The 11,701-nt window shown below is 71.6% G+C and carries 8 protein-coding genes; 4 read left to right on the top strand and 4 right to left on the bottom strand.

The window, feature by feature from the left end; genetic code table 11:
* Positions 1–64 precede the first annotated feature (64 nt).
* Both ABD331_RS50650 and ABD331_RS50645 read left to right on the top strand, forming a co-directional pair.
* Positions 65–2,242 (top strand): amylo-alpha-1,6-glucosidase, encoded by a 2,178-nt coding sequence (locus ABD331_RS50650; protein WP_344492931.1) that lies wholly within the window; start codon positions 65–67, stop codon positions 2,240–2,242.
* Positions 2,239–3,291, top strand: coding sequence for a glycosyltransferase family 4 protein (locus ABD331_RS50645; protein ID WP_344492929.1), 1,053 nt, complete (start codon positions 2,239–2,241; stop codon positions 3,289–3,291). Before ABD331_RS50650 ends, ABD331_RS50645 begins: the two co-directional genes overlap by 4 nt.
* Positions 3,292–3,367: 76 nt before the next feature.
* On the opposite strand, the gene ABD331_RS50640 is transcribed toward ABD331_RS50645, so the two are convergent.
* A complete protein-coding gene (locus ABD331_RS50640; protein WP_344492927.1) occupies positions 3,368–5,305 on the bottom strand; it encodes a WD40 repeat domain-containing protein in 1,938 nt (645 codons plus the stop codon).
* 208 nt (positions 5,306–5,513) lie between these two features.
* Between ABD331_RS50640 and ABD331_RS50635 the strand changes: the two genes are divergently transcribed.
* The gene (locus ABD331_RS50635) at positions 5,514–6,404 is read left to right on the top strand and encodes a DUF8189 domain-containing protein (RefSeq protein WP_344492925.1); all 891 of its coding nucleotides are present in this window, start codon (positions 5,514–5,516) and stop codon (positions 6,402–6,404) included.
* Positions 6,405–6,571: 167 nt separating this feature from the next.
* Here ABD331_RS50635 and ABD331_RS50630 read toward each other — a convergent pair whose 3' ends face one another.
* Together ABD331_RS50630 and ABD331_RS50625 are read right to left on the bottom strand one after the other, a co-directional pair.
* Positions 6,572–6,889 (bottom strand): hypothetical protein, encoded by a 318-nt coding sequence (locus tag ABD331_RS50630; RefSeq protein WP_344492923.1) that lies wholly within the window; start codon positions 6,887–6,889, stop codon positions 6,572–6,574.
* Positions 6,890–6,938: 49 nt separating this feature from the next.
* Positions 6,939–7,265, bottom strand: coding sequence for a hypothetical protein (locus tag ABD331_RS50625; protein ID WP_344492921.1), 327 nt, complete (start codon positions 7,263–7,265; stop codon positions 6,939–6,941).
* 243 nt (positions 7,266–7,508) lie between these two features.
* Between ABD331_RS50625 and ABD331_RS50620 the strand changes: the two genes are divergently transcribed.
* On the top strand, positions 7,509–10,385 hold the full coding sequence (locus tag ABD331_RS50620; protein ID WP_344492919.1) for an AfsR/SARP family transcriptional regulator: 2,877 nt from the start codon (positions 7,509–7,511) through the stop codon (positions 10,383–10,385).
* A 204-nt stretch (positions 10,386–10,589) separates the two neighbouring features.
* Here ABD331_RS50620 and ABD331_RS50615 read toward each other — a convergent pair.
* On the bottom strand, positions 10,590–11,701 hold a 1,112-nt coding region (locus ABD331_RS50615), incomplete at its 5' end, for a cellulose binding domain-containing protein (protein WP_344492917.1).

Here is an 11,701-nt window from a genome sequence, read left to right as displayed (position 1 = left end):
AGCGTCGTATTAGGGCTGGTCTCGGGGGCAGTGAGGGGTGGGGGAACAGCGAGGGGGCATGTCCATGAACGGATGGACCTTCGAGGGGCAGCCGGGGGCACTGGGGGAGACGGTCACGCTGGTCGAGGGCGGTTCGTTCTGCCTGTGCCAGCGCGGCGGCGACATCGTGCCGGGCGGCGCGCTGGGGGTCTACCACGCCGACACCCGGCTGCTGTCGGGGTGGGTGTTGCGGATCGACGACCGTCCGGTGGAACCGCTGGAGATGGTCTCCTCCGCGCCGTACCACGCCACGTTCGTGGGCAAGGCCGCGCCGCGGTCGAACGGGGTGGAGAGCACGCTGCTGGTCGTGCGCGAACGGTACGTGGGCGGCGGGCTCCGCGAGGACCTGGTGCTGCGCAACATGTCGAGGGAGCCGGCCGGCTGCGTGGTGAGCGTCCACGTCGCCTCGGACGTGGCCGACCTGTTCGAGGTGAAGGCCGAGCGGATCCAGCAGGCCGGCGACGTGGAGATGCGGCCGGGGGAGTCGGAGCTGACCGTGTTCTCGGAGTCCCGCTCGCGCGGGGCCAGGATCGGCGTCGAGCTGGCCGGCACGCCCGTGGTGGTCACGCCCGGCCTGCTCACCTTCAACCTGGTGATCGGGCCGCGCGCCGAGTGGCGGGCGACGGTCGTGGTCAACCCCATCGTGGAGGGCGTGGAGTCGTCGGCGTGGTTTCCGGCCGAGCACTCCATCGAACACGCGGAACCGGCCCGGCGCCTCGCCGACTGGACGCGTAACAGCCCCGGGTTGAAGAGCACGAACCCCGACGTCGTCCACGTCCTGCGGCAGTCGCGCGAGGACCTCGGCAGCCTGCGGCTGTTCGACAGGGAGCATCCGGACGAGCCGCCCGCCATCGCCGCCGGCGCGCCCTGGTTCATGACGCTGTTCGGCCGCGACTCGCTGCTGACCTCGTGGATGGCGCTGCCGCTGGACCAGTCGATGGCGCTCGGCACGCTGCGCCGCCTGGCCCGGCTGCAGGGCACGAAGACCGACCCGCTCTCCGAGGAGGAGCCCGGGAAGATCATGCACGAGCTGCGCTACGGCCCGCATGACGGCGCCTCCCCCTACGGCGGCCAGGCTTACTACGGCTCGGTGGACGCGACCCCGCTCTTCGTCATGCTGCTCGGCGAGCTGCGCCGCTGGGGCCTGCACGACGAGGCGATCGAGGAACTGCTGCCGCACGCCGACGCCGCCGTGACCTGGATGGAGGAGTACGGCGGGCCCGACGGCCTGCTCTGGTACCGGCGGAAGACCGAGCGTGGGTTGTTCAACCAGGGCTGGAAGGACTCATGGGACGGCGTCAACTTCCGCGACGGCGCCATCGCCCAGCCGCCGATCGCCCTGGCCGAGGCCCAGGGCTACGCCTACGCCGCCTACCTGGCCCGCGCCCACCTGGCGCACGAGCGCGGCGACGACCAGACCGAACGACATTGCGTGCGCCGGGCCGGCGAGTTGCGGCAGACGTTCGACGAGCGCTTCTGGCTGCCGGAACACGGCTACTACGCGATGGGGCTGGACGGCGAGGGCCGGCCCATCGACGGCCTCGGCACGAACATGGGCCACTGCCTGTGGAGCGGCATCGTGGCGGAGGACAAGGCGTCCAGGGTCGCGGCGCACCTGCTGTCGCCGGAGATGTTCACCGGTTACGGGGTGCGCACCCTGGCCTCCTCCATGGGCGCCTACAACCCGATGAGCTACCACAACGGCTCGATCTGGCCGCACGACAACGCGATCGTCGCCGCCGGGCTGATGCGCTACGGCTTCATGGAGGAGGCCCAGCGGATCGCGGTGGGGCTGCTGCGGGCCGCGCGGGGGTTCGGCTGGCGGCTGCCCGAGCTGTTCTGCGGCTTCGACGAGAGCGAGTTCCCGCGGCCCATCCCGTACCCGACCTCCTGCTCGCCGCAGGCGTGGGCGGCCGCGGCCCCGATCCACCTGCTGCGCACGCTGCTGCGGCTGGACGTGTGGGAGCCGTACGGCAAGTTCTGGGTCGCGCCCGCGCTCCCCGCGGGGTTCGGCGAGCTCACGATCGTCGACCTGCCCGTGGCCGGCGGCCGGGTCACCATCAGGGTCCGCGACGACGGCAGCCCACCGCTGGTGTCGGGGCTGCCGGAGCGCGTCGAGCTGCTCACCGAGCCGCGCCCGCCGGTGGACGGCGCCTGCCGCTCCGACTTCACCGGGCGGACGGAAGGGCTGACGGCGCCATGAGCACGGACACCACGAGCGGCCTGCGCGTCGTGATGGTCGCCCCGCCCTGGGGAACCATCCCGCCACGCGCGTACGGCGGGATCGAGGAGATGGTCGCCGGCCTCATCGACGGCCTCGACCGGCGCGGCCACGAAGTGACGCTGATCGGCGCGGGCACCGCCACGGAGGCGGCGGCGGCCTTCATGAGCACCTATGGCCACGCGCCCGTCGAGCGGATCGGCCAGTCGCTCCCCGAGGTGCTGCACGCCGCCCGCGCCTGGTGCCTGCTCGCCGGCCTGGAGGCCGACATCGTGCACGACCACTCCCTGGCGGGCCCGCTGACCGCCGCCGGACGCGCCCAGCCGACGGTCGTCACCTGCCACGGCCCCACCCACGGTGAGCTGGGAGACTACTACCGGAAGCTGGGCGAGGACATCTCCCTGGTGGCCATCTCCGAGTCGCAGCGCAAGCAGGCGCCCGACCTCAACTGGGCCGGCACCGTGCACAACGCGCTCGACGCCGCCTCCTTCCCCTACCGGGACCACAAGGAGGACTGGGTGCTCTGGCTGGGCAGGTTCGACGCCTGCAAGGGCGCGCACCTGGCCATCGACGCCGCGCGCGCAGCCGGGCGGCGCATCGTGCTGGCCGGCAAGCTCGCCGAGCCCTCCGAGCACGTCTGCTTCGAGGAGCAGGTCAAGCCGAAGCTCGGCGAGGACGCCGTCTACGTAGGCGAGGCCGACGCCGCCCGCAAGCGCGAGCTGCTCGCCGCCGCCCGCTGCCTGGTCTTCCCCGTGCAGTGGGAGGAGCCGTTCGGCATGGTCGTGATCGAGGCGATGGCCTGCGGCACGCCCGTCGTCGCGCTCGGCATGGGCGCCGTGCCCGAGATCGTGGTGGACGGCCGCACGGGCTTCGTCGTCCAGACGGTCGCCGAGCTGCCCGGAGCCATCCAGGCCGCCGGGCGGCTCAACCCGCTCGCCTGCCGCAGGCACGTGGAGCAGTACTTCGGCGTCTCGGCGATGGCGGGCGCGTACGAGGGGGTGTATCGGCAGGTGCTGGCCGAACGCGGGTGAGCCAGGGCAGGGCTCACTCACAAGCTCGCCGCGCGCGGCATCGGCCCGCTCAGGGCCGGGCGCTGATGCGAGCCCTTCAGCCCAGACGAAGGAGAGCGGACGCCGCCTCGACGCTCGCGACGACGTCAAGACGGCCCCATCGGACAGGCCAGGAGAAGCGGCGGCCGACGGTCCAGGCCAGGACGGCGTCGAGGTCGTCCGGGGAGTCCATGCGGTCCTCGTCGGCGACCACCAGGGCCGCGGCGGGACCGACGGCGGGGTCGGCGATGGCGCACCACGAGGAGTCCGTCAGAGGGAAGGCGTCGGACCGGAACATCCCGTGCAGGGTCGCGTGCTCGTCGTCGAGCGGACTCCGTTCACTGTCGAAGTGCCGGCCGAAGACGAAGTCGCCCAGCACGGCACCGGTGAAGGCGCCGACGAAGCGGAGCGTCCGCGCGCCGATGAGCGCGAGCACCCCGTCCGCGCCCCACAGCACCGCCTGCGTCCCGTCCGGCGCCTCGATCGATCCGACCCGGGCCGGTTCGTCTCCCAGCGACCACACCTCCGCCCGCCCGTCCGCGGTCAGGCACGCGGCGAAGTCCCCGGTGCTCTCCCAGGCCCAGGGGCGTGCCTGGCCGTCGTAGAAGTGCTGGCCGATGCGCTTGGCGGTGGCGATGGGCAGGTGGTACCGGTGGCGCCCGTGCGCGTCGTGAACGTCGACACCGCCGCCGTCCTCCACCACGACCGCCAGCCGGGCCTCGGACCCGCGCATGCCCCAGTGCAGTGACCCCTCGGCCTGGGCCACGGGGTCGCCCACCGGCTGCCCAGTGCTGCCGTCGAAGACGGTCAGCCGGCGCGGGCGGCCCGGCGTCAGCGCCGCGGCGTACCGGTCGTCCGGGCTCCACGCGACCGGGCCCGCGGTCAGCGCCAGCCAGCGCATCCGCCCGCCCGGGAGATCGACGACGGCGGCCCACGTGTCGTCGTCCCCGAGCAGCCGCCCGCCGTCGCGGGACCAGCGCACCCGGCGGAAGGCGAAGTAGTCGTTCTTGAGCAGCTCTTTCGCCTCCTCCGGCAGCGGTTCGGTCAGCATGGCCGGCTCCGGGCCCGCGTTGTGGTGGCGGTAGTCGTTGTAGAAGACCTTGCCCTCGTCCAGGGCCGCGACGCAGCCCATCATCTCGTGCTCGCTGCTCATCGAGATGTAGGCCCGGCGGCCGTCGGGGGCCAGGGTGAAGATCGCCGCGGCGTCGTACCCGTCCGTCACGTCCGCGCTCCCGTACGGATTGGTACGCGCGCCGAACGGGTCCCACACTCCGACGTTGTTCGTGCAGAACGCCAGCGCGACCCGGGTGCCGTCCGCGGACCACTGCACGGTGTCGCGGCGGCCGGGCCAGCCGACGCCGTACATGACGTCGATCGTGTTGACGAGGCGTCCCGTGGCCATCTCCCATACCTGCAAGGGGCCGGTTCCGTCGTAGTCGTCCTTCGTGAGGCCCCGGCCCGTGGCGAGGTAGCGGCCACACGGGCTGAGCGCGTAGTCCTGAAAGTCGCCTCCGAACATGGTGTACGGGTGACGCAGCCGCGCCCCGTGCTCGCGCAGGCGCTCGGTGGCCAGCCGGTGCGCACCGGTGACGCCGTGCCGCTCCTCAACGCCGGCCAGGAGGGCGCGCAGCGTGAGCAGGTCCCGCTCCGGCTCGAACGCCGACCAGTCGGCCTCCTCCAGCAACTGGAGCAGGGCCGCGGGATCGTCCTGCACCATCTCCAGGTCGGCATGGCCGGGAAAGTCCCCGGACCCCGTACGCCTGGTCCGCGAAGCCAGCAGTTCCTCCACCGGCAACACCGGCACGCCCAGCCGCTCCGCCGCGGCAACGCGCTCATTCGGGTAACCGCCGTCGTACCCGTCGAACACGAGGTCCACGGAACGCGACACCTCGTCCACGACGTTCGCCCCGGCCCCCTGAAGCCGCATCCTCAGCTTCGCGGCGGACTCGGTACGGAACCTGCCGGCCACGACGACGGTCTTACCTCGAAGATCCATAGCTGTGGAGGTTAGACGAACCATGCAGCGTCGTACGGCTCAAATCAGGAAGAAGTGAAACGCCCCATGCGCCACCATGCGCCACCGTCACTCTTTGTTCACTTGGTCCCGCCTACGCTGCCCTTCGCCGACAACCGGGGAAAAGAGGACGGTCTTGCGCAGGAGAATCCGGGTCGCGATCGCAGCGGCCCTGACCTTACTGGTATCCATGGTCATCGCCTCGCCGGCGCACGCGGTGGAGGGCGACTACGCCAAGTTCGGCGAAGGCGTCACCCCGAACACCCCGGCCGTGGTGTCGGTGCCGGGGCACACCATCAGGATCATCCGGGGGACCGACGGCAGGCTCTACTGGTCCGACCAGATGCGCGACTTCGTGCCGATACCCGGGGCATGGCGAACCCCGTTCGCGCCCACGGCGGTCGTCTATCGCGGCATCCTGTGGGTGTTCATCCGCGGCAACTCGGACAACAGGCTCTACTACGCCAGGCTCACCGACGCCGGCAACAACACCTGGAGCCCGTGGACCGGCATTCCGGGCGCCGCCTCGCTGGGCTCCCCGTCGGCCGTGGAACTGGGCCAGGCGCTGCACGTCTACTACACCGGCACCGACTATCGCATCTACCACGCCCAGTACGAGGACAGGTGGCACTTCACGGGCCAGGAGGTCGCCGGGATGGGCCGGTCGGAGTCGCCGCCCACGGCCGTACGCTACGACTACCCCAACGCGCAGATCATGCTGCTGCACCGCGGCACCGACAACCGCGTCTACCGGCAGGTGTGGAACCCGCTGAACAACTCCTACAACGGCTGGCGGGCGATCGGGAACATGCGGACGGCGCTGCGGATCGCGGCGGCCTCGGACCCCGACAACTACTCGATCGTGCAGCTCGCCGCGCGCGGCAGCGACGGGCTCGTGTGGCATGCCACTCTGACGGGCGACTACCAGACCTACCCCTGGGTCCCGGTGACCGGGCTGCAGTTCCACACCGACGCCGCGCCGACCTTGTACACGGCGGCGAACGTCATCGGCCAGATCGCCGTCTACCTGGTCATCACGCTGCGGGGATACAACGACCTGTGGGCCAAGCGGCTGAACTGATCGCCGCCGATCCGGGACGGTCGCCGTCTGTTCAAGGCCGCCATCACCAGCGGGCCCGCCTGATCACCGCATGCACCCGGCTCGACTGACAAGAGGCGGCTGCCGTACCGGGGATGGATACGCTCCGGCCTGACCTCGGCCAGGTCGGAGCATCTGCCGGAGGTCTGTTACCGCGTTTCGATGCCCGGATCGAAGCCACGCCGTGCGTTCGACGGGCAGGTGGCGATACTGTTGCTGGGCGGGGAAGTGACACTCAGCCAGTTGCCGTACACAGTCATGTCCGGCCGCCAGGGGATGTCGCACCGCAATTTGGCCCGGAACTGTCCGCTACCTGAGCTGCACGTCGCGTAGCTCGATAGATTGGTGTTGTAGAAGTCGAAGCGGCAGTTCGTCGGCGCAGCCTGCGCGGGGCTCGATCCCAGAAGGACGAATGCGGTGGCGGCAGTAGTGAAGAAAACCGACAGCTTCGCTGCGTGACTCTTCAAGAAAGCTCCTCTCATAAAGCCTCTTGCCGGTCAGCCCGTACGTCGCTGATCAGCTCTGGTCGCGCCCCGACTGGTAACGGCGCTGGCCCGCGGGGCACTCCACCCCGGACCAGGCCGGGTTGCTGAACGAATGGCGGGTCGGGCCGACGAGCTTGGCGCCGACGAGCCCGCCGCTGTCGATGCACCTGATCCAGGCGCGATAGTAGAACCCTTCCCAGACCCAGTCGCTCTCGCATCGCGTCTGGAACGAGGTGCTCGTCGTGAAACCCTGGCAGAGGGTCTCGGCGCCGGCCGTGGCGGGAGCGGCGATGAGCGTTCCCGTGGCCGCCGCCAGGAGCACGAGCACCGTGGAGCAGGACTTCACCACTTTGTGCATGCCGATTCACTTCCTTCATCTGGATGGAGTGACCGCGGACGTCGTGGGCGGGGCCGCTTTTCTCCGAGGTTCATCGGAGTTTCTCCCGCGTTTGAGAACACCAATCACCTCCCGGGTAGACGATCGAGGACGTGACAAAGGTAAAGGGGATCGCCTTCAGAAATCTTTCGCCTTTCTTGAATGGCCATCGGTAATTATGGTTCGATGGCTTTGGCCGGGTCTCGCGCCGATGGGGGATGCACAGTGGAGTTTCGGCTGCTGGGCGCGTTCGAGTTGGTGGCTGGGGGCCGCAGTCTCGATCTCGGGCCGGCCAAGCAACGAGTCCTGTTCGCGTCCTTGGCCGTCGACGCCGGGCACCCGGTGCCCACAGAGACACTCATCGACCGGATATGGGACGACGCCCCACCGCGCGAACCCCGCAAGGTGCTGCACACCTATGTCGCACGCTCCCGCCGCGTGCTGGAGCAGGCACGGCATCTCGACCATGGACAGACCGCGCTGGAACGCCGGGCGGACGGCTACCAGCTGACCATGGACCTCGATCGCATCGACCTGCACCGGTTTCGCCGGCTGGTCGAGCAGGCCCGCGCCCCTCGCCGCCACCGGCCGGAGCGCGCTGCCCTGCTGGGTGAGGCCGTCGGCCTCTGGCGGGCATCCCCGCTGGACGGCATGGCAGGGGAGTGGGCGGCGCGGGTCCGCGAGGGGCTCCGGCAGCAGCGGCTGGGCGCGTTGACCGACTGGGCCGAGGCCGAGCTGGCCCTGGGCCGGCACGCGCCGGTGATCGAACGCCTCGAAGAGCTGATCGTCCACTACCCGCTGGCGGAGTCCTTGGCGGCCCGGCTGATCCAGGCGCTGAGCCTGGCCGGCCGTGATGCCGAAGCCCTGGAGGTCTACTCAAGGGCGTGCCGGCGCATCGACGACGAGCTCGGCGCCCAGCCCGGCCCCGAGCTGCGTGCACTGCACACGGCCATCCTCCGCGGAGAAGCGGTCACTCTCGCAGCCGACGCGCCGGTTCTGGCCGTGCGCAGGCCCGTACACCATGAGATGTCGTCACGTCCGCAGCCCGCGCAGCTCCCGGCGCAGGTGCCGGCGTTCGCCGGCCGCACCGGATACCTCAAGCGGCTGGACGCCATGCTGGGATCCGACGATCAGGGCCGGATCCAGGTCTCGGTGATCGCCGGTGTCGCAGGGGTGGGCAAGACCGCACTGGCCCTGCATTGGGCGCATCGGGTGCGCCACCGATTCGGTGACGGGCAGTTGTACGTCAACCTGAGGGGCTTCGATCCGAGCGGTTCCCACCTGGGCACGGCGGAGGCGCTGGCCGGATTCCTGGACGCGCTGGGGGTGCCGCCGGATCGGGTCCCGCCCGACCCGGACGGGCAGGCCGGCCTGTACCGCAGCCTGCTGGCGGAGCGGCGGATGCTGGTGGTGCTGGACAACGCCCGCGACGCCGAGCAGGTCCGCCCGCTGCTGCCCGGCACGCCAGGCTGCCTGGTGGTGGTGACCAGCCGCAGCCAGCTGTCCGGCCTGGTCGCCGCGGAAGGCGCCCATCCGCTGCGGCTGGATCCGCTGCCCGCCGCCGAGGCGCGCGAGCTGCTGGTCCACCGCGTCGGCCCGGCGCGGGCAGCAGCCGAGCCCGACGCGGTGGCTGAGATCATCGCCCGGTGCGCGGGGCTGCCCCTCGCCCTCGCCATCGTGGCCGCCCGAGCCGCCACCCACCCGGAGTTCCCCCTCAGCGCGCCGGCCGGCGAACTGCGCGACGCGCGCAACCGGCTCGACGCCCTGGCCGGCCAGGACCCGGCCACCGACCCGCGTGCCGTGTTCTCCTGGTCCTACCAGGCGCTGAGCCCGGCGGCCGCGCGGTTGTTCCGGTTGCTGGGGGTGCTCCCCGGCCCGGACATCGCCCTGCCCGCCGCGGCCAGTCTGGCCGGCGTGGCCGTGCCCGAGGCCCGGCCGCTGCTGGCCGAGCTGGCCGGCGCGCACCTGGTCGCCGAGCACCAGCCCGGCCGGTACGCCCTGCACGACCTGCTCCGCGCCTACGCGGCCGAGCTCGTCCACGCCCTCGACACCGAGGACGACCGGCGGCAGGCCTCGCGCCGGTCACTCGACCACTACCTGCACACCGCGCACGCCGCCACGCTGCTGCTGGCCCCGCGCCGCCGCCCGATCGCACTCCCTCCACCCGCACCAGGGGTGAGCGCCGAGGCGATCGACGGGGCCGAGCAGGCGCTGGCCTGGTTCACCGCCGAGCATCCCGCGCTGCTCGCCGCCGTACAGGAGGCCGCCGCCCAGGGACACGACGAGGAGGTGCGGCACCTGGCCTGGGCGCTGAGCGCCTTCCTGCGCTGGCGCGGCCTGCTGCTCGACTGGGTCACCGCCGAGCAGGCCGCCCTGGACGCCTCGCGCCGCCTGGCCGACCCTCGCGGACAGGCCCACGCCCATCGCCACCTCGGCCGCGCCTTCACCCTGCTCGCCCGCTTCGACCGCGCCCACGGCCACGCCGCGCAGGCCCTCGACCTGGCCGTCGGCCTCGCCGATCGGCCTGGCCAGGCGCACGCCCATCACGAGCTCACCTGGGCCCTGTCCCGGCAAGGCCGCTACGCGGACGCCCTCCACCACGCCGAGCAGGCGCTCGACCTGTTCCGGGCCGCCGGCCACCGCCCCGGGCACGCCAAGGCCCTCAACGGGGTCGGCTACTGCCACGCCCTGCTCGGCCGGCACGACCGGGCGCTCGTGTACTGCCGCCGCGCCCGCACCCTGTTCCAGGAGCTCGGCGACCTCAACGGCCAGGCCGCGTCCCTCGACGGCCTCGGCTACGCCCACCATCACCTCGGCCAGTACGACCACGCCCTCCGCTGCCACCGGCAGGCGCTCGACCTGTACCTGACCCTGGGTGACCGCATCGGCGAGGTCGAGGCGCTGATCCGGCTCGGCAACGCCCACCACGTCGGCGGCGATCACGACACCGCCCGCGACACCTGGCGGCAGGCCCTCGTCCTGCTCGACGAGCTCGCCCACCCGGACGCCGGCCACGTCCGCGCCCAGCTCGCCGACCCCGCACTGCACCGGACGACACCCTCGGATCCCGCCGGGACGCGGCTGTACTGGCCCCACCGGTAGAAGCTCCGCGGCAGTGCGATGGTCATCTCGGGTTCTCGACGGGTGACCTGGTCGTTCGGGTGCGGGCAGCAGCGGTTCCAGCCGCGCCCACTGCGCATCTGAACGCACTGCAAGATCTTGAGAACGGCACTTGAGCCGATACGGATCCCTTGACCACGGCCCGGTCCCGCCGGCGATGACGGGCCGTGATCGAGGGAGTGCGGGTCAGGCGCAGGTGTAGCCGGACGGCAGGGCGGTGTTGCCGTTGGGCCTGCTCGCCTGGAAGCCGAAGCTGGTGGAGGCTCCAGCAGCGAGGGTGCCGTTATGGGCGGCGCTTCTGGCCGTGATGGTCTGGCCGCTGGTGGTGATGGTGGCGTTCCACGAGCCGGTCAGGGTGTGGCCGGCCGGCAGGGTGAAGGTGACGGTCCAGGTGGTGATCGTCGAGGTGCCGGTGTTCGTGATGGTCAGCGGCTGGATCACGTACCCGTTGCCCCACTGGGTCTGTACGGTCGCGGTGGCCGAACAGGCGCCGGTCGTGCTGCCTGGCTGCGTGGTGACCTGGATGGTGCCGGAGACCGGTGAGACGTTGCCGGCGGCGTCGCGTGCCCGGACCTGGTAGCGGTAGGTGGTGTTCGCGGTCAGGCCGGTGTCGGTGAATGAGGGTGTGGGCGAGGTGCCGGCCTGAGTGAACGTTCCGCCCGTCGTGCCGGCGGCGCGCAGGATGTCGTAGCCGGTTACGCCGGTGTCGTCGGTGGAGGCCGTCCAGGTCAGGGTGGTGCCGGTCGCGGTGGTGCCCGAGGCGGTGAGCCCGGCAGGGGCGGTCGGCGGGGTGGTGTCGGTCTGGCTGGTGGTCAGGCCGAAGAAGTCGATGGCGTAGCGGGCCATGCCGCTCTGCGGGAGGACGTGCCCGGCGCCCTGGATGCTGTACGCCTCCACCTGCGCGGTCCCGGACGCGTTCGCGTACCGGCTGCGGTTCCAGCCTGCTTGCGGGGTGTCGGTGGCGGTCGGGGGCTGGCTCAGGCCGAACACGTCGGTCCACTGCTCGATCGACTCGCGCAGCAGCGAGTAGGGCACGAGGGTGTCGCCGGTGCCGTGCCACAGCTGCACGCGCGGGCGGGGGCCGGAATAGCCCGGGTACGCCTGCCGGACCGCGTCGCCCCACTGCTGGGGGGTGCGGTCCATGCTGCCGCCGGTGCACCTGCTGCTTCCGGGCGGGTAGTCGGAGGCGCCGGCGAAGCAGTTGAAGGGCACGCCCATGAAGGAGGCCCCCGCCTTGAACACGTCCGGGTGAAGGGCGAGCAGGTGCTGGGTCATCATGCCGCCGGACGAACTGCCCG

The sequence above is a fragment of the Nonomuraea monospora genome (assembly GCF_039531895.1).
Classification (GTDB): Bacteria; Actinomycetota; Actinomycetes; order Streptosporangiales; family Streptosporangiaceae; genus Nonomuraea; species Nonomuraea monospora.
Note: the sequence above shows the minus strand (reverse complement) of the source record. Positions and strands in the feature narration are given on the sequence as shown.

Excerpts from the sequence above, each read along its gene's own strand:
- ABD331_RS50635 (WP_344492925.1), top strand. The coding sequence starts at position 5,514 with ATGGTCATCGCCTCGCCGGCGCACGCGGTGGAGGGCGACTACGCCAAG.
- ABD331_RS50645 (WP_344492929.1), top strand. The coding sequence starts at position 2,239 with ATGAGCACGGACACCACGAGCGGCCTGCGCGTCGTGATGGTCGCCCCG.
- ABD331_RS50640 (WP_344492927.1), bottom strand. The coding sequence starts at position 5,305 with ATGGATCTTCGAGGTAAGACCGTCGTCGTGGCCGGCAGGTTCCGTACC.
- ABD331_RS50625 (WP_344492921.1), bottom strand. The coding sequence starts at position 7,265 with ATGCACAAAGTGGTGAAGTCCTGCTCCACGGTGCTCGTGCTCCTGGCG.
- ABD331_RS50650 (WP_344492931.1), top strand. The coding sequence starts at position 65 with ATGAACGGATGGACCTTCGAGGGGCAGCCGGGGGCACTGGGGGAGACG.